15 protein-coding genes, 11 tRNA genes and 1 rRNA gene are annotated in these 16,755 nt (G+C 54.6%); 7 read left to right on the top strand and 20 right to left on the bottom strand.

Going from position 1 to position 16,755, the window contains the following annotated elements; genetic code table 11:
* Window positions 1-63 precede the first annotated feature (63 nt).
* Window positions 64-615, top strand: a complete 552-nt coding sequence (locus O9H32_RS31575; RefSeq protein ID WP_269870068.1) for a histidine phosphatase family protein — start codon at window positions 64-66, stop codon at window positions 613-615.
* Window positions 616-744: 129 nt separating this feature from the next.
* Here the strand turns inward: O9H32_RS31575 and O9H32_RS31580 are convergent, their stop codons facing one another.
* Window positions 745-3,279: a bifunctional diguanylate cyclase/phosphodiesterase gene (locus O9H32_RS31580; protein WP_269870069.1), complete on the bottom strand. Its 2,535-nt coding sequence runs from the start codon at window positions 3,277-3,279 to the stop codon at window positions 745-747.
* Window positions 3,280-3,696: 417 nt separating this feature from the next.
* On the opposite strand from O9H32_RS31580, the gene O9H32_RS31585 reads away from it, so the two are divergent.
* From O9H32_RS31585 to O9H32_RS31605, 5 genes are all read left to right on the top strand, one after another.
* Window positions 3,697-4,029, top strand: coding sequence for a DUF1904 family protein (locus O9H32_RS31585; RefSeq protein WP_269870070.1), 333 nt, complete (start codon window positions 3,697-3,699; stop codon window positions 4,027-4,029).
* Between the two features lie 128 nt (window positions 4,030-4,157).
* Window positions 4,158-5,123, top strand: a complete 966-nt coding sequence (gene msrA / locus O9H32_RS31590; RefSeq protein ID WP_269870071.1) for a peptide-methionine (S)-S-oxide reductase MsrA — start codon at window positions 4,158-4,160, stop codon at window positions 5,121-5,123.
* A 93-nt stretch (window positions 5,124-5,216) separates the two neighbouring features.
* The gene (locus O9H32_RS31595) at window positions 5,217-5,792 is read left to right on the top strand and encodes a GNAT family N-acetyltransferase (protein ID WP_269870072.1); all 576 of its coding nucleotides are present in this window, start codon (window positions 5,217-5,219) and stop codon (window positions 5,790-5,792) included.
* Between the two features lie 265 nt (window positions 5,793-6,057).
* On the top strand, window positions 6,058-6,360 hold the full coding sequence (locus tag O9H32_RS31600; RefSeq protein ID WP_269870073.1) for a hypothetical protein: 303 nt from the start codon (window positions 6,058-6,060) through the stop codon (window positions 6,358-6,360).
* Window positions 6,361-6,493: 133 nt separating this feature from the next.
* The gene (locus O9H32_RS31605) at window positions 6,494-7,594 is read left to right on the top strand and encodes a GGDEF domain-containing protein (RefSeq protein WP_269870074.1); all 1,101 of its coding nucleotides are present in this window, start codon (window positions 6,494-6,496) and stop codon (window positions 7,592-7,594) included.
* Between the two features lie 96 nt (window positions 7,595-7,690).
* Here the strand turns inward: O9H32_RS31605 and O9H32_RS31610 are convergent, their stop codons facing one another.
* From O9H32_RS31610 to O9H32_RS31625, 4 genes are all read right to left on the bottom strand, one after another.
* On the bottom strand, window positions 7,691-8,833 hold the full coding sequence (locus O9H32_RS31610) for a DUF4303 domain-containing protein (protein ID WP_269870075.1): 1,143 nt from the start codon (window positions 8,831-8,833) through the stop codon (window positions 7,691-7,693).
* A gap of 151 nt (window positions 8,834-8,984) precedes the next feature.
* Window positions 8,985-10,769, bottom strand: a complete 1,785-nt coding sequence (locus O9H32_RS31615; RefSeq protein WP_269870076.1) for an ATP-binding protein — start codon at window positions 10,767-10,769, stop codon at window positions 8,985-8,987.
* The gene (locus O9H32_RS31620) at window positions 10,766-11,638 is read right to left on the bottom strand and encodes a response regulator (RefSeq protein WP_269870077.1); all 873 of its coding nucleotides are present in this window, start codon (window positions 11,636-11,638) and stop codon (window positions 10,766-10,768) included. Before O9H32_RS31620 ends, O9H32_RS31615 begins: the two co-directional genes overlap by 4 nt.
* A gap of 15 nt (window positions 11,639-11,653) precedes the next feature.
* Complete coding sequence (locus O9H32_RS31625; RefSeq protein WP_269870078.1) at window positions 11,654-12,469, bottom strand: LytR/AlgR family response regulator transcription factor; 816 nt, start codon at window positions 12,467-12,469, stop codon at window positions 11,654-11,656.
* A gap of 175 nt (window positions 12,470-12,644) precedes the next feature.
* Between O9H32_RS31625 and O9H32_RS31630 the strand changes: the two genes are divergently transcribed.
* Complete coding sequence (locus tag O9H32_RS31630) at window positions 12,645-12,836, top strand: hypothetical protein (RefSeq protein WP_269870079.1); 192 nt, start codon at window positions 12,645-12,647, stop codon at window positions 12,834-12,836.
* Here O9H32_RS31630 and O9H32_RS31635 read toward each other — a convergent pair.
* The 15 genes from O9H32_RS31635 to rrf form a co-directional block, all read right to left on the bottom strand.
* Entirely contained in the window at window positions 12,828-12,959 is a 132-nt protein-coding gene (locus O9H32_RS31635) for a hypothetical protein (protein ID WP_269870080.1), read from the bottom strand. The two genes, O9H32_RS31630 and O9H32_RS31635, sit on opposite strands and share 9 nt — an antisense overlap.
* An 84-nt stretch (window positions 12,960-13,043) precedes the next feature.
* The gene (rnjA, locus tag O9H32_RS31640; RefSeq protein WP_269870082.1) at window positions 13,044-14,852 is read right to left on the bottom strand and encodes a ribonuclease J1; all 1,809 of its coding nucleotides are present in this window, start codon (window positions 14,850-14,852) and stop codon (window positions 13,044-13,046) included.
* 24 nt (window positions 14,853-14,876) lie between these two features.
* On the bottom strand, window positions 14,877-15,071 hold the full coding sequence (locus O9H32_RS31645) for a helix-turn-helix domain-containing protein (RefSeq protein WP_269870081.1): 195 nt from the start codon (window positions 15,069-15,071) through the stop codon (window positions 14,877-14,879).
* Window positions 15,072-15,638: 567 nt separating this feature from the next.
* Window positions 15,639-15,715 (bottom strand) — tRNA-Pro (locus O9H32_RS31650).
* Between the two features lie 15 nt (window positions 15,716-15,730).
* A tRNA-Arg gene (locus tag O9H32_RS31655) sits at window positions 15,731-15,804 on the bottom strand.
* Between the two features lie 11 nt (window positions 15,805-15,815).
* Window positions 15,816-15,890, bottom strand: a tRNA-Gly gene (locus O9H32_RS31660).
* A gap of 7 nt (window positions 15,891-15,897) precedes the next feature.
* Window positions 15,898-15,981 (bottom strand) — tRNA-Leu (locus O9H32_RS31665).
* 30 nt (window positions 15,982-16,011) lie between these two features.
* A tRNA-Lys gene (locus O9H32_RS31670) sits at window positions 16,012-16,084 on the bottom strand.
* 7 nt (window positions 16,085-16,091) lie between these two features.
* Window positions 16,092-16,166 (bottom strand) — tRNA-Gln (locus O9H32_RS31675).
* A gap of 7 nt (window positions 16,167-16,173) precedes the next feature.
* Window positions 16,174-16,247 (bottom strand) — tRNA-Trp (locus tag O9H32_RS31680).
* An 18-nt stretch (window positions 16,248-16,265) separates the two neighbouring features.
* A tRNA-Met gene (locus O9H32_RS31685) sits at window positions 16,266-16,342 on the bottom strand.
* 6 nt (window positions 16,343-16,348) lie between these two features.
* Window positions 16,349-16,424, bottom strand: a tRNA-Val gene (locus tag O9H32_RS31690).
* A gap of 8 nt (window positions 16,425-16,432) precedes the next feature.
* Window positions 16,433-16,507 (bottom strand) — tRNA-Glu (locus O9H32_RS31695).
* A gap of 13 nt (window positions 16,508-16,520) precedes the next feature.
* Window positions 16,521-16,597: transfer RNA gene (locus O9H32_RS31700), tRNA-Ile, on the bottom strand.
* Between the two features lie 37 nt (window positions 16,598-16,634).
* Window positions 16,635-16,751 (bottom strand): 5S ribosomal RNA (rrf, locus tag O9H32_RS31705).
* Window positions 16,752-16,755 lie beyond the last annotated feature (4 nt).

The following is a 16,755-nucleotide window of genomic DNA, read 5'->3' on the forward strand; positions in this document are numbered from 1 at the left end:
ATAATGAAGACATTATACCTCAGGGTTCCCTTTACTTCTATCATGTTTAAGGAGGCCGCCGCCTTGCATACGATCTACCTGATCCGCCACTCCCAAGCGTCCGGCCAGGAGCCCGAGGCCGAATTGACTCCGTTAGGCCGGCAGCAGGCCGAGGCCCTATCGCACGGCCTTGGGGAGGCAGGAATCGAATTCCTGGTCTCCAGTCCCTACCGGCGCGCCTTAGCTACAGTGAGCCCCCTGGCTGCAAGGCTCGGTCTTGACATCACTACCGATCCGCGCCTGGTGGAGCGGGTGCTCTGCTCGGGGGACCGACCGGAGTGGCGCCACATGCTCCGCCGCACGTTCGAGGAGCCTGAGCTTTGCTACGAAGGCGGGGAATCGAGCCGCGCGGCTGCGGCAAGAGCGTTAGCCGCGGTCCGGGATCTTCGCTTGCGTCCCGGCCGTACGGCCGCTCTCGTCACTCACGGCAATCTGCTCGCCTTGCTCCTCCGCTCTTACGACAGCACCTTCGGGTATGAGCAGTGGGAGAAGCTCACCAACCCCGATGTATACCGGGTCCGCTTCCAGGACGGGGACGCGGATCCATCCGAAGTGACACGGGCCTGGCTGCCTTAAGACGACGGAGGCCGAAGTAACCGGCAATCCGCTTTCTCCGATCCCGGGGAACGGCCATGGGCCGCTCCCCGGGATCGGAAAGCGGCCCATTTTTTGATCGTCCTCAGCCGGCCCAAGAGGAAGAGGATATCAGCCTTGCCCTTGGTTAAACTGCTTGACTAACGCAATACAGTCGGCGGGATGCTGCGGGCGGGAGATCAGATAGCCCTGCGCCACATCGCAGCCGAGCTCTTTCAAATAACGGAGCTGCCCCTCCGTCTCCACTCCTTCGGCAGTCACCAGCAGCTTCAGGTTATGGGCCATCGCCATAATAGTCCGCACAATTTCCGCGTCGTCTTCATCGGTCAGCATATCGCTGACGAAAGACCGGTCGATTTTCAGAATATCGACCGGGAACTTTTTGAGATAAAGCAAAGACGAATAGCCTGTACCGAAATCATCGATAGCTATACGTACACCGATCTCTTGGAGGGCACGCAGCCTGGCGATCATGAACTCTTCCTTGTTCATGGCAAGATTCTCGGTAATCTCGAGCGTCAACAGGCCAGGATCGATACCCGTTTCATGAATTATAGTGCGGATGTCGGCCACCAGATTCTGCTGCTGGAACTGTCTTGCGGACAAATTCACGGAGATGCCTAGTCCCGCACAGCCCTCCTCCTGCCACTGCCTGTTCTGAAGACAAGCTTCACGCATAGCCCATTGTCCGATCGGTACGATAAGCCCGGTTTCCTCGGCAATGGGAATGAACTCCGCCGGCGCGATAATACCCAGATCCGCATGCGTCCACCGCATAAGAGCCTCGTGCCCCTGGATTCGGCCTGTTCGCATATCCATCAGCGGCTGATACAGCAGGAAGAATTCCCCCCGCTCCAGCGCGCGGCGGATGCCGATCTCCAATTGAACGCGGCGCTGAACCTCCACCTTCATCTCGGAGGAGAACCGCTGGATGTCGTTGCCTCCGCCCTGCTTGGACCGGTACATCGCCGCATCGGCAGAGCGGACGAGAAGATCCGGTGTATCTCCATCCTGCGGATAAGAGCTCATGCCGATGCTCGGCGTGAGCAGAAGTTCATTGCCTTCATAGAGATAAGGCATAGACAGCACCTTCATCATACGCTTCATCAGTACCGAAGCGTCATCCGAGGACATACCCGGCAGCAGGAGGATGAACTCATCCCCGCCCATACGGTATACGCTGCCCTGATTCCCGAGAGCCGCTTCCATGCGTTCCGCAGCTGCCGTCAGCAGCCGGTCCCCAAGGGAGTGTCCGAACATATCGTTCACTTCCTTGAAGCGGTCCAAGTCGATGAATACCAAGGTCACATTTCCACCACGATCCCGTAGGCCAGCAAGGCAATGCCCGATCTCGGAATTGAAAGCGAACCGGTTCTTCATTCCGGTCAAAGGATCGTGGGAGGCCTGGTGTGCAATTTCCAGGTTTTTTCCATGCAGCTCACGGGTATACGAGGCCAAACTATCAGCCATCGCATTAACCCTGCCGGCCAACAGACCGAGCTCGTCCTTGCGGTTAACCCGCACCTGCGTTTCGAAATTCCCCTCGGCGATCTCGTTCACCTTCCGCACAATGACGTTCAGCGGACGAATCAGATAACCGCACAGCACATAGCTTCCGACAGCCACGACCACAAGCACCACTGCAGACAGCCAGGTATCGTGAAGCAGCTGCCGCTGGACTACTTCTTCGATCATCTGGTCATCCGTAACTATCGCTATAACGAACGGGTCAGGCACATCCAGGACAGGGATATAACTTTTGAATACATTCCTGCTTTGGGCTTGGGTTACGAAGCTTACCTGCTTGCCTGTACCCATGGCCTCATGTACCCCTTGCAGGTCGCGGCCTTCATCCTTATATTCGTAAGTACCGAACCGGATAGCCCGGTCGGCCAGCTCGATGAATTTGCGTCCGTTATTCTCCGTATAGATCGGAGGCTGACCGAAGGTGCGGGGATTGATTCCTGTAATCTCCAGCGTAAAGCCGCTATCCTTGAGTTGTTCCCGGATGAATTGATCCGGACCGACGGCCTGCCGGAAGGAGGCGATCCCTTCATCCCTCACGTAGGGATTAATGATATAATTGGTAGTGCCGTCATAATAATAGCCCCACTTGTCTACATGACTGGGGTCCGAAGAAGACACCTCCGCGGGCCCGCTCCAATAGTTCGCGAGCTTCTGGCCCTCCGCAATCGTCACCTGATGCTTGTCGAACAGCTGCTCGAGAGCTGTATACCAATAGCCCCAGTCCTTGGTGCTTAGGTTGATCTCCAGCGGATCGGACGACTTTACGCCAACAATGTCCCCTTCGGTGCGCGCCAACAGCGTAATATGGGAGACGCCGACTTTCCTGCTCAATTCCGTGAGACGCTCGTTGGATACTTCCCGGTAATCCGCAGGCAGCGCATGAAGAGCGGCTACGGAAGCAGCCCGGATCTGCACGCCAACCAAGTTTTCCACCACCCGTGCCGCATATTCCGCCTGTTCGATCGACAGACTGAGCTGCTTCGAGAGGATCTCGTGCTGGTGGGTCAAGTCTTCGCGCAGCAGGTCCTTTACGGTGAAATACGACAAGATATTATGTATGATAAGAATGGCGGCCACCGTCACAGAGAACACCATGGATAATTTGGAACGAATAGACATCAGCGTCCCGCGCCTCACTTTCCTGCCTGACTGCGAAGATGCGCCGGGTCTGTAGGAACCGGCGGGCTTCCATGCGCCCTTCCATTGCCATCCTTGTTCTGTGTTTGCTCTACCCGGCCGAGATCCTTCGGGGAGCCCCCAGCAGATCAGGGTATGGAAGCCTGGCTGCTCTACTTTCCGGCAGGCAGTTTCCCATCAGATGTAGGGTAGCCTGCCGATGTTGGAAATATGTAGCGCCGTGCCGCGGACGATGGGGGGCAGAGGGGACCGGACCTGCCGTAAGCGGTTGCACTTTGCTCCAATCGGGTACCCACCTATCACCCCTTCGGGGCCCTGCCCGGCAGTGAAATCCGCTTGTTTACTGCAATACTGCTTTAACCCTGCTCCATTCCTAATATCTTTATGGAGGATGATCCTATGCCCCATCTGCTCATCCGGGGTGTTCCCGCCGAACGCCTCTGCACTGTAAGCATCCCGCTGCTCGAGGAACTCGCCGTCCTGTGCGGCTGCGGGACCGACAATTTCACGCTCGAGTGCCTGCATACCACTGCTGTCGCCGGAGGCCAGATCGTCCCCTCCTTCCCCTTCGTCGAAGTCGGCTGGTTCGAGCGGGGTCCCGCTGTACGGGATCTCTTCGCGCAGACAGTGACCCGGCATCTGCTCTCGCTCGGCTATCCCGAAGTGGAGACGGCCTTTACCGCATACCGGGAAGAAGACTATTACATCAACGGTGTGCCGTGCTCCCGGTAGAAGGCTGCGAAGCCCCTCTGCCCGGAGGTCCCGGCCGGTAGTTTTGGTTCGCGGTGGACCCTGCGTTATAATGGGAGAACAACCTGTAAAAGGCATCCCCATTTATTCCTATACCAAGAGGTGATCCCATGAGTGACAATCGTACCGAGCTTGCGACATTTGCCGGAGGCTGCTTCTGGTGCATGGTCAAGCCATTCGATGAACAGCCCGGCATACACAGCGTAGTCTCCGGTTATACCGGCGGACATACGGAGAATCCGACCTACCAGGAGGTCTGCTCAGAAACCACCGGACATTTGGAAGCCGTCCAGATTACGTTTGAGCCCGATATCTATCCTTATGAGCAGCTTCTGGACATCTACTGGCAGCAGATCGACCCGACAGATCCCGGCGGCCAATTCGCCGACCGCGGCACCTCCTACCAGACAGCAATCTTCTACCACTCCGAGGAGCAGCGCGAGACAGCGGAAGCGTCCAAGGCGCGCCTCGCAGCCAGCGGCAGGTTCGATGCCCCGATTGTGACGCCGATCCTCCCGGCTTCCGTGTTCTACCCGGCCGAAGATTACCACCAAGGCTTCTATAAGACGAACCCGCAGCGCTACAATGCTTACAGCAAAGCGTCAGGGCGTGTCGATTTTATCCGGACCCACTGGAATTCGGTCGAAGACCAAGAAGAGCTGCGCCAAAAGTTAACGCCCATGCAGTGGAAGGTCACACAGGAGAATGGAACAGAGCCTCCGTTCCAGAACGAATATTGGAACCATAAAGGCGAAGGCCTGTATGTGGATATCATCTCCGGCGAGCCCCTCTTCAGCTCCCGTGACAAATTCGACTCGGGCTGCGGCTGGCCAAGCTTCACCCAGCCTGTCAGGGCGGCCGGGGTGACGGAGAAGGCGGATTACAGCCACTTCATGGTGCGGACGGAAGTGCGGAGCAGCAAGGCCGATATTCATCTTGGGCACGTATTCAATGACGGCCCGCGAGAGACCGGCGGCCTGCGTTACTGCATCAACTCTGCCGCACTGCGCTTCGTACCGAAGGAAGACCTCGAGAAGGAAGGATACGGAGCCTACCGTTCTCTCTTCGAAGCTTAGGTTCGGGAGATCGCGGCTTTTCCCGCTCCTGATGGACACATCAGCCCTATCTGCTGCCGGCTTGTACAAGAGATCACGGAAGGGGGCGCTCGCATGTTCAATTATCGGATTGACGGAGAAGTGGAACTGAAGGTACTCGAATCCGGAGATGCGGAAGAACTGTTCCTGCTCACGGATGCCAACCGACGCTACCTGCGGCAGTGGATGCCATGGATCGACGGCACACAGACCGTAGAAGATACCCGGACTTTCATAGAGCATGCCCGTCAGCGATGGGCCCAGGGCGATGGCATCACCGCCGGCATTGTCGTGGCTGGCAGCCTCTGCGGCGTGATCGACCATCACGGGCTGAGCACGCTGAACCGGTCGGCGGCGATCGGCTATTGGCTGGCGGAATCCCACCAAGGCCGGGGCATTATGACCCGTGCCTGCAGAGGAATGGTCGATTATTCATTCCGCAGCCTCGGTCTGCACCGCGTCGAGATCCGTGCCGGCACCGAGAACCGCCGCAGCCGGGCGGTACCCGAGCGACTCGGCTTCACGCAGGAAGGAATCGCCCGCGGGGCCCAGCGGCTGTACGGCCTCTATATCGATCTTGCGGTGTACAGCATGCTGGGCAGTGAATGGCCGCCCGCCGGCCCCGCAGTTGCCGAGGCCGGCCCTTCCTAGAATTTCCGCAGAAGAGAGCAGGGACCCCTTTCCGGGTTCCTGCTCTCTTTCCGTTTGCCTGCACCTCCAGACCGCACCGCGAGCCGTTTACCAAATCCTTATTCTCCTCTTCCTTTCTTCTCTTCTTCTCCCTTCTCCTCACCATCGCTCTTCCCCTCCCTACTCTCCCCATTGTTCTTCTCCCCACCCGCCGCGTGAATTCCACGCCCGCTCCTGCTATAATGAACCCAAACAACCACTCGTTCGTGAGAAGGGACGTTCACTTATGGCTTTCGGCATCACCCGTGCAGAGCTCACCCGTTGGAAGGAAGCCGTCTCCCGCGGTGATATCGCCTACCTGACCCATTACTGGCTGGACCCTCGTTTTCCGGGCATTACCACGGTAACCAAGGTCGGCTGTACGGACCTCGGGCGGCTGTCGGCCTGGTGCCTTGCCCACGGCCTGGATCCTAATTATATTCACCATCGCCCTCCCTACCCGCATTTCGACTTGATCGGCCCCAAACAGCGGGAGATTCTGTTGGCGGCGGGACTGACGGAACAGTTGCAGCGCTTTCGCCTGCTGTAGCTTGTCTTCGAATCCGGGCAGGAGTAATTCCTGTTCTTGGTACGCATCTTAACCTTAAGCGCTTAAGGAACAACACGATTACCTGCTGCGTCTCATGACGGAGTACGGACGTCAGTCCTATAGGGAGGCTCTCATGGCGGAACAACCCGCGTGGAAGGAACCCGGATCGCACCGCTGGAACCGGACGATCCTTACGATCTTCTGGATCACTCTCGCAGTCATCTTCTTGTGCCAACTGCTGAACTTTATGATGGTCCGGGCGGTACAGGCCGATTATCCGCTGCCTGATTACTTTCATCGCTATGTCTTGTATCCCGATCTGATTCTCGCCCTTCTGGGCGCTGCCGCTGAGTGCTTTCATGCGATGCGGAGCCGTTACACCGAGATCGCCATCTTGACGGTGGTTCATGCCGCTGCCATCGTACTCATCCAGTTCATCAGCGTCAAGATTCATGCGGCCCCCGCCGTCATGATCTTCCCTGTGCTGGCTACAATGCTGTACTTGAAACGCAGCTTTATGATAGGCTCTGCCCTAGTCACAGGATTATACTTTGCTGTGCATCTCTTCCTGCTGCCTCAAGGCGAGATCGCCCAGTATACGTCTATTATCATGATCACAGGCCTCTTGATTGCTGCCGTTCTGACGGGACTTGCCATTATCCGGAGAGGAACCGAGATCCTCCTCCATCTGCAGAGCGTCATCCAATCGGAGCAGGAGCTCCGGGTTCAGAACATGCTCATGGATCATATTTCCAGAATCGATGCCCTTACCGGCTTATTTAATCACAAGACCTATCACGAAAAGATCGAGTCGCTCATCCGTCAGGCCGAGCAGGAAGGCAGCGTCTTTCAGCTGGCCGTCCTGGATATCGATAATTTCAAAAAGGTGAACGATACGTACGGCCACTGGGTAGGGGACATCGCATTGAAGCACGCAGCCGGTATCCTAAAAGAGCGGCTGGGTCCGGAGGACTTTGCGGCACGATACGGCGGAGAAGAATTCGTTCTTCTCCTGATGGCGCAATCGCCGCTCGCCGCTTACGAGAAGGTGGAAGCCGTGCGCGCAGCGGTAGCCGTGTCCCCGATTCCGGAGATGGATGGCCTTCCGGTCACCCTTTCCGTAGGTCTTCACGAATATGTGCCCGGCGAGACCCGAACCGAAGTGTTCCGTCAAGCCGATGCTGCACTCTACGAAGCCAAAAAAGCAGGCAAGAACCGGACGATAACCCGGTAGTGCAGATGAAGGAGGTTCCCCTGCCGGCTAGCAGCGCACAAAGAAACCATGAGCAGCAGGGCTCATGGTTTCTTTGCTGTCTTCCATCCCTGCCGGCTAGCGCTTCGTGCCGGCGCCTTTCATGCGTCTGAGGATTTCATGCCTGGTCTCTGTCAATAGGGCACGCAGTACGGTATTACCGGAGGGGACATAAGCCAGCACAGCCTCCATCTCCCCCGGTGCCTCTCTGCCGAAGCTGTCGAACTCCAGCAGTACTTCGCACAAGAAAGCCGCTTTCTCTTCATCCGCCCTCTGCACGGATTCGCGAAGCTGCCTCAGGATCTCTGGCACAATATCCGCACCGCTGTCTGCCAGTGCTTCCACCGCTTGATAATCCGTGCGTACCGTGGAGGTGAGCAGCCCCTCCGGATTACGGTCCCGGTTCTCCCGTACGCATTCATACCAGAACGACACCTGTTCACTGTACGAACATCTGCTTATCTTCTGGACCGCAGCCTGGAATACTTCGTCATGAATCCGCATCTCTGGGAATACCGAGTAGAACCGCTGTGTTTCGATAGTCTGCCGCATCGCCACACTATAGTCGACATATTCGCTGCCGCTGCTTGCAAAAGCGACAAAATCCGGCGTGGTCTGCAGCAGCCATACCGATTGCGCGGTCAGCCGCTTCGTTACCTGCAGCGCTGTAATATACTGCCCGCCCCCGAATAATTCTGCCGCGTAGACATAGCGGACGTGGTCGGGGCTGCCTCTATAGACTTCCACTGCATCGAAGCCGCCGGACACGGCTTCCGCCTTCACCACATCATGATAGGCGGCATACTGCGAAGCAAACGGCCCGGTGAATGAAGCGTAGCTGAAGGCAAAATCCCCAAGAGAATATTTGAGATCCCGCTTTTGCTCCTGCGTATACTTGGAGTAATGCGGGCTTTCCGTTATCGTCCGCTCCAGACCTTCAAGCGTGTTGAAGCAGAGCTGGAAGGTATGGCGGTCGTCGCTGTACACGGACAGCGCATATACATTACGGTTCTGAGACGTATGGGCAAAGCGGCGGATATGCTCGGAATAAGCATCGGTTAAAGCCGTTTCGAAGGCTTTTCTGCCGATCGCCTGGTGCCCTTTCGGCACTTCCCCCGAGATATAGACTTCTCTGGAATGAGTCACTACCAGGTAGCGGTGATCCTGCCTTGTACGTTTTCCTTTGATGATACGGCATGTGGAGATTTCGTGCCTGTTCACGTGCAGTCCTCCTGCAGCCTTCCTGATGGAGGCAGCCTAATGGTTGTTTCCCCCATCATATCCCTTCCGGTAAGATTGGGAAGAAGCTCGGAACAAAAGGCGATTTCGCTAGGATAATGTAAGCCCGTGTCGAAAAATAGAATGCTCCTTCTCAGCCGTTAAGCGGTAATGTCATCCGAAAGGTGCTGCCGCTTCCTTCTTCACTCTCGAACGTCAAACAGCCGCCATGGAGCTCTACCAGCTCCTTCGAAAAAGACAGCCCGATCCCGGTGCCATGCGCCCCGTTGTCCACCTGAAAAAATTTGGTGAAAATGTGAGGCTGCTTCGACTTAGGGATGCCGATTCCATTATCCCGGACAGCCACCGTCAGCATCTGTTCATCCGCATGGAAAGTAACTTCAATCAAGCCGTAAGGGGGCGTAAATTTATTCGCGTTCGACAGCAGATTGATCAGCACTTGCCGTATGCGCAGACGGTCCAGCTTCAACTGAATGCCCTTCGCTCCGGATACGTTGACCTTCTGCTCCTTCTTGAGAAACAACGGCTCGAGCATGGATACCGCTTCCTCCACGACCTCGCCGAATACGGCGGGACTCCAGGTCAAATCCAGCTTGCCGCTGCCCAGCTTAGCCAAGTCGAGCAGGTCATTAATCTGTTCGAGCAGATGGGTCACCGAGCTCGAGGCCATCTGAAGCAGCTGCCGCTGATCTTTATTGACGTGACCAAGAATATCGCGAAGCAGGATGTCGATGGTACCCTTGATTGAAGTGATCGGGGTGCGAAGCTCGTGGGATAAGGAAGAGATGAACCCATTCTTGATCTCATCGGCGCTGCGTAGCTCCCGGACCAATTCTTCGAGCTTCATGTTCGCCTGAAGCAGCTCCGAGGTACTGAGTCTGACCGCCTGATCCAGGTGAGCCGTATGCATAACATTGTACAGCGCCGCAGCCGTCAATTCAGAGATCAGCTTGCAGACCTCGGTTTCTTCCGGCGTACAGACCGGTATTTCTTTTGCGAATAAGGTTAGCATTCCAATCATGCGGTCCTTGGTGATCAGGGGAAGATGCATGAGACTGCCAATCCCATATCTCTCACAGAACGCGGCATTGAGCGTATAGCCCTGCACCCGTGGGGCCGCATCACTGCAGGGCACATACCGCTCGAAGCAGGGGATCCCCTCCCGGCGGAGTGTTACCTGGAATACATCCTCCTCGATGTCGGTCCAGAACAAATCCTCCTCCCCGCTCCCACCCTTTCGGTGATAGAGCGGCTTGAAGGTTTGCGACTCCTCTTCATACCTATGGACGAACAAACCGGAAGCACAGCCGGCCTGCAGCACCCCCTCGGCACAAACCTGCATAATCTGTCCGATGGTGGTAGATACCGACAGACGGCTGGAGAGATCGAGCAAGTTCTGCTGCTGTTGGATCCACCGCTGCTTCTGCTCGAACATATAATGATTGCGGATCGCCACGCCCGCCATGCTTACGAAAGCCTCGGCCAGCTCGATCTGTTCACGTGTAATATTCATGGGCCGCCCAAAGTCATGGGCAAACGCCATGCCCCAGACCTCGTCATCGAGTATCAGAGGGATACCCAAAATGGACTGTATATGGAACGTCTTCTTTTTCAAACTGTCTATACGGTCATCCAGGGCCACATTCTTGATATAATCCGTCGAGCGGGTCTCCAGAATTCGTCGAACGAATTGATCCTCCTGCGGATCGATGTACTGCTGGATGACGACATCGGGCAGGATATTGCACTTGAGCCCCCGGTACCCCGTACCTTCCCTCACAAAGAAACTGACCAGATCGGCCTGAGTGATCTCCGCAGCCAGCGTATTGACGAGGACCTGCAGGATTTCTGCGATATCAAAGCGGGAGTGAATCAGCTTGGTCATCTCGATGACATTGTGCAGCTGCCCCGTTCTCATATGCCCCCTTCCCCCATTTCTCCTTTCAGGAGGAAGGTTTTCATGGAAGCATAGGGGACCAAGACCGCCTCGACGTCGGCTTCCACGGGCTTCCCGTCCGGAAGACGGTGTTCCTTGTTGTACTGATCGATCTCTTCCTGAACCCGCGAAGCCAGCCCTTGACAGCCCTGACGGCTCGTACGAAGCACCCCGCAGCAGGTATCCTCCCCAAGGCGGAACAGAATGCCCTGATGCTTTTGGACCAGAACGGCACAGAGCCCGGCAATCTCTTTCAGGACTCGGCTTCCTCCGTCCTCCTTCGTAGAATGCATGCCGTCTTCCAGACCACGGATCCTTACGGTAATCACCGCGTTGTATTTTTCGTTCAATGCATCCAGCACGCCTTCCAGATACAACCGGTTGAATAAGCCTGTGGCGGGATCCACGTACATCTTCTGTTTTAGCTGGTGATTCTCCCGCTGCAGTTCCCGCAGCTGCTGTGCCGAACCCAAATGCAGGGCAATCTTGCGGGAGAGAATATCGAGATCGAACGGCTTGGTAATATAGTCCGAGCCTCCGGAGGACAACCCTTTCAGGATATCTTCCTTCTGCGATTTGGCCGATATGAACAGAATCGGAATCCCGAATTCACGGAGCACCCTCGATAGAGCGAATCCGTCGATATCCGGCATCATCACATCCAGCAGGATCAAGTCCGGCTTGTCGTGATGAACGATCCGTACCGCATCGAGAGGGTAGTCGGCGAGCATCACCTGATACCCAAGCGAGGTGAGAAAGACTCTAAGAATCTCCAGGTTGCTCCGCTCGTCGTCCACAACCAGAATAGACGGCCTTCCGTTCTTCCCGGTACTTTCTTCGCTAATATGCAAGGTTATTCGCTCCTTCTAGTGCGTAATGCCGTCGAGCAGAATCCGGCTCATGAGTGTATTCGAGAATTCCTTGGCCCGCACAAAGTTCGGGTACATTTTCTTCGACAGCGGGATGGACAACCCATAATGGTTTTTGACCAGGTGAATATCATAATTACCCGAGATCTGCGGACTCGCTACGACATATTCAATATACTTGATGTTGACGAGAAAACTTTTGTGCGCCTTGAATACGCCGAGGGTGCACTGGCTCTGGATATCTTTCAATGTGGAGTTAATGTGGTGCACTTTGCCGTTCGACAGGAACAAGCGGGTCACGTACTTGTCCTTCTTCTGTGCGAAGACGAGTACACGCTCGGGGATTTCGATAGGCTTTGCCTTATAGTAGCTCTTGACCGTATTGACGAAGCCTCCCCCTTCCAACAGAAAGGGCCTCCCAGCGGCCGTACCACAGCGTGCAACCGCTTCCCCTAATGATTTTGATAACCGTTCGCTGTTCCAAGGAACCATAAGATAATCGGCGAATTTCAGTTCGTGGTTACCCAGCAGGACGGGAAGATGCTCCTGACCCGCCATACCGATCCATTCGGGGGAATGCCCGCGGGAGATGACTTCTTTGGCGGCGGAGAGGCCGTCCTTGGCCTTCAGCTTCACGTTCAGGATCACGATTTCCGGCTGATGACGGTCGCATATCTCAACCAGCCGGTTACCCGAGCTGACGGATCTGATCACGTACAGATCCGGATGCCTTGACTTGATGTGCCTCTCGATCGCTTCCCGGTTAGCCCGGTCCATATCTGCGATCACAACGCGATATTTGTATTGATCCATCTGCCTGTGTTCCTCTCTGCGTCTATCAACCGTGAATAGTATACCAGAAAAATGTCAGTTTTGCGGAAGAGATTTTGTTCTTCCATCATTTGGTTGCACTTACGTTTCAGTTGGATTCTTGAGGGGTAATCTAATAGTAAGCAAGCGTATTTTCTACAACAAGAAGGTGAAGGCAATGAAAAAAGTGAGCAGGATGCAGCACGGAGATATCTCCGCTGCCGAACGAATCGTCTACGATGTCTTGGTCAACCATCCGCACTTGTCGACGGGCGACGTAGCCCAAATTGCCGCATTCAGCAAATTAACTGAACTGGAAGTGAGCGTCGCGATTCAACTGCTCACCATTAAGAATGATTTATTAGCCTAAGGAATCAACAACCTCAATCCTGCGGGAAAGAGGTTCTTTTTTATTTTCCCAGTATTCCTGCAACTCTGCCTTGGTTTCAAAGCCGATTGGACTGTAAGCCAGCTTTCCTTGCTTACGTTCCATTCTGCACAGAGCTAGCGCCGATGATGAGGCCCCCGCTTCTGGCATAGCAAAAAGAGACCAAGAAGTGATCTTGGTCTCGTTCGGCTACTTCTGCGGCGTCCCCGTCGGCTGCTCTTGAGGAGCTGGCGTAATCGTTGCCCGCTTTCTTCTCGGCCTCGACGGCTTCCGGCTCGGTCCCTTGTCCTGGCGTTCCAGGTGGGTGAGGATCGGAACGATCAGCGGCGTCCGCTGCATAGTCTTCTCCAGATGCGAAGACAGTACCTCTGTAATTCGCGACTTCCAGCCTTCCTCCGTGTTCACACCCTGTTTAATGAGACGCGATACGGCCCGGCGGGTCAAGGCGGTGGCTCTCTGGATAATCTCACTGGCTTCCTTCACGAAGACGAACCCGCGGGAGATGAGCTCCGGTCCGGAGAGAACCGCCGTCCAGTCTTCGTTGACGACCATCAGGACCAGAATAACCCCGTTGTTCGACATATGCCGGCGGTCAGCCAGAATATCGCCTCTCACTTGGCCCACTTTGTTACCGCTGACAAGCATTTCGCCGGACGGCACTTTGCGTCCCTTCCGAGCCTGTCTGCGGTTCAAATGCAGTACTTCGCCGATGTCGAGTACAAACGATCGATCCTGTGAAATACCCACTTCTTCGGCCAGCTGGGCATGCTTCAGCAGCATCCGGTATTCTCCGTGAATCGGTACAAGGAATTTCGGCTTGATCAAGTTGAGCATCAGCTTCAGGTCCTCTTGACAGCCATGTCCCGAAGCGTGGATATCTATGACGGAACCATAAATGACGTTTGCTCCTGCACGGAACAACAAATCAATATTCTTGTTAATATTCTGCGTATTCCCCGGAATAGGAGAAGAGGAGAAAATAACAGTGTCTCCCGGGTGAATCTGTACCTTGGAGTGAGCTCCGCTGGCGATACGGGATAAGGCTGCATTCGGTTCGCCCTGGCTGCCCGTACAAATAATGACAATACGGCGGTCTTCGAACTTGTCCAGCTGTTGAATGTCAATTTGCATCCCTTGTGGAATCCGGATATAGCCCAGCTCTTGAGCAATACGGAATACGCGTTCCATGCTCCGGCCCTGAATCGCAATCTTTCGGCCGGTGGCCTCCGCCGCTTCCACTACCTGCTGCAGACGGTGAACGTTCGATGCGAACGTCGCGAACAGAATGCGTCCCTCGCAGGTGCGGAAGGTGTCGTATACCGCTGTACCGACAGATTTCTCGGAAGGCGTATAGCCAGGCTTCTCGCTGTTTGTGCTATCAGCCAGCAGAGCTAGTACCCCTTGGCTGCCGAGCTCCGACATTTTGAAGATGTTAGCCCGGTGCCCGACCGGTGTCATATCGAACTTGAAGTCACCGGTATGGACGATGATGCCCTCCGGCGTATCCACAGCTACTCCAAGCGAATCGGGTATACTATGGTTCGTATGGAAGAAGTTTACCTTCAGCTTCTCGAGCTGAATCTCCGTTTCTTCCTTTACTACGATAAGCTGTACCTGCTTGTCCAGCTTATGTTCCTCAAGCTTTGCTCTAACCAATCCGATCGTCAGCGGGGCCCCGTAGACTGGAACGCGCAGCTCCCGAAGTACGAACGGCAGTCCACCGATATGGTCCTCATGGCCGTGCGTCAAAAAGATCCCTTTAATCTTTTCCTTGTGCTGTACCAAATATTCGATATTCGGAATGACATAATCGACTCCGGGCAGATCGCTTCTCGGGAATTTTACACCTGCATCCACGACAACAATTTCGTCGCCGTATTCGATGACATACATGTTCTTCCCGATTTCGCCAAGCCCGCCAAGCGCGATGATCTTTACGTTATGTTTCGGTGTTCCTCGTTCTTCTGCATTTTGAGTCTTTACGCTGATCTCGTCCATGTGCAATCCTTTCACCTGCTCTATTTAGTATGAGAGCCGTTCGCCTCGCTTCAATTTCTCAATGACTTCCTGCAGGTCCTCTTTCTTCACTCTCCAGTGTCTACCGATCTTGAATCCGGGGATGGCTCCTTCATTCACCAGCTTATATGTGGTAATTTCACTGATCTGTAGGTATTTGGCTACCTGGGCAACCGTCATAATTTCGTGTTCCTGATCCATCGGGGGGAGCACCCTTTCGTACGTACCTCTTCCATTCACCATCTCATTATATGGGTTTAATTGGACAACGTCAAAGTAAATCCAACAGGCTCCTGAATAAATGGGAATATACGATTTAAAAAACGTTATACTCGGTTATATTATAATTAAAAGGGAAACGATCCGGAAAATCGATTTCGCTCGGGACAGCCGCTTTCTATCTGCAGATTCCCCATATCGATACTTCCCATTTCCGTGCCTATAGGCAACTTATGCCAGTATAGTATCATTCTTCCCCTTTTTTCCTCACTCATTCCGAGGCACCCCATTCTTCCAAGCTCTTTTTGTGAGGTATTCTATTCTTACTTGGAACACAATTGAAGCTGGATTCGAAAAAGCAAATCCCAAAAGCGCTTACAAATAAAAGCTTGGTCCCCACTACTTCTCCTTCACCAGAATACGGTTGATTCGAATCGCTCTAGACCCGGCAGGGCCTAATCAAAAAAACGTGCTCTATCGCTAGAGCACGTTTTGATATTCGTATATTCCTGGTCAGGCAGCATGGATCTAACCGATCCTATTCAAGAATGGTCGGGACGACACGATTTGAACATGCGACCCCCTGGTCCCAAACCAGGTGCTCTACCAAGCTGAGCTACGTCCCGATAGATAAAATAATACGTTCCCTGAGAGATTCGAACTCCCGACCTTTTGATTCGTAGTCAAACGCTCTATCCAGCTGAGCTAAGGGAACAAGATAAAGAATGGAGCAGAAGACGGGAATCGAACCCGCGACCCTCGCCTTGGCAAGGCGATGCTCTACCGCTGAGCCACTTCCGCAACATGATGCGCTCGAGAGGACTCGAACCTCCACGGCTGTTACCCCACTAGAACCTGAATCTAGCGCGTCTGCCAATTCCGCCACGAACGCATATGAGTATATCAAGTATAACATAAAAAGTGAGCCATGTAGGACTCGAACCTACGACACCCTGATTAAAAGTCAGGTGCTCTACCAACTGAGCTAATGGCTCATGCAAATGGCTGGGGATCTAGGATTCGAACCTAGGCATGACGGAGTCAAAGTCCGTTGCCTTACCGCTTGGCTAATCCCCACCGAAATTGGCAGGGGCAGCAGGAATCGAACCCACACCAAAGGTTTTGGAGACCTTTGTTCTACCTTTAAACTATGCCCCTAAGATGCCATATAGAGATTGGTTGCGGGGGCAGGATTTGAACCTGCGGCCTTCGGGTTATGAGCCCGACGAGCTACCGGGCTGCTCCACCCCGCGGTAGTATGGTGAACGCTGACGGGATCGAACCGCCGACCCTTACCCTGTCAAGGTAATGCTCTCCCAGCTGAGCTAAGCGTTCAAGACAAATGGTGACCCGTAGGGGATTCGAACCCCTGTTACCTCCGTGAAAGGGAGGTGTCTTAACCCCTTGACCAACGGGCCGAAAACAAAAGTTTGGTGGGCCCTAGTGGACTCGAACCACCGACCTCACCCTTATCAGGGGTGCGCTCTAACCAGCTGAGCTAAGGGCCCTTACGTAATATAGATACAATCCCATCAAAGGGATACCGCTTGGCGACGTTCTACTCTCCCAGGACCCTGCGGTCCAAGTACCATCGACGCTGGAAGGCTTAACGTTCGTGTTCGGGATGGGTACGCGTGGTTCCCTTCCGCCATCATCACCAAACGGT

The sequence above is a fragment of the Paenibacillus caseinilyticus genome (assembly GCF_027533645.1).
GTDB classification, from domain to species: Bacteria; Bacillota; Bacilli; order Paenibacillales; family NBRC-103111; genus Paenibacillus_G; species Paenibacillus_G caseinilyticus.

What these genes read in the sequence shown, in the direction of transcription:
- O9H32_RS31580 (WP_269870069.1), bottom strand. Translation starts at nt 3,279, where the DNA reads ATGTCTATTCGTTCCAAATTATCCATGGTGTTCTCTGTGACGGTGGCC.
- O9H32_RS31585 (WP_269870070.1), top strand. Translation starts at nt 3,697, where the DNA reads ATGCCCCATCTGCTCATCCGGGGTGTTCCCGCCGAACGCCTCTGCACT.
- msrA (WP_269870071.1), top strand. Translation starts at nt 4,158, where the DNA reads ATGAGTGACAATCGTACCGAGCTTGCGACATTTGCCGGAGGCTGCTTC.
- O9H32_RS31595 (WP_269870072.1), top strand. Translation starts at nt 5,217, where the DNA reads ATGTTCAATTATCGGATTGACGGAGAAGTGGAACTGAAGGTACTCGAA.
- O9H32_RS31600 (WP_269870073.1), top strand. Translation starts at nt 6,058, where the DNA reads ATGGCTTTCGGCATCACCCGTGCAGAGCTCACCCGTTGGAAGGAAGCC.
- O9H32_RS31605 (WP_269870074.1), top strand. Translation starts at nt 6,494, where the DNA reads ATGGCGGAACAACCCGCGTGGAAGGAACCCGGATCGCACCGCTGGAAC.
- O9H32_RS31615 (WP_269870076.1), bottom strand. Translation starts at nt 10,769, where the DNA reads ATGAGAACGGGGCAGCTGCACAATGTCATCGAGATGACCAAGCTGATT.
- O9H32_RS31625 (WP_269870078.1), bottom strand. Translation starts at nt 12,469, where the DNA reads ATGGATCAATACAAATATCGCGTTGTGATCGCAGATATGGACCGGGCT.
- O9H32_RS31630 (WP_269870079.1), top strand. Translation starts at nt 12,645, where the DNA reads ATGAAAAAAGTGAGCAGGATGCAGCACGGAGATATCTCCGCTGCCGAA.
- O9H32_RS31635 (WP_269870080.1), bottom strand. Translation starts at nt 12,959, where the DNA reads ATGGAACGTAAGCAAGGAAAGCTGGCTTACAGTCCAATCGGCTTTGAA.
- rnjA (WP_269870082.1), bottom strand. Translation starts at nt 14,852, where the DNA reads ATGGACGAGATCAGCGTAAAGACTCAAAATGCAGAAGAACGAGGAACA.
- O9H32_RS31645 (WP_269870081.1), bottom strand. Translation starts at nt 15,071, where the DNA reads ATGGATCAGGAACACGAAATTATGACGGTTGCCCAGGTAGCCAAATAC.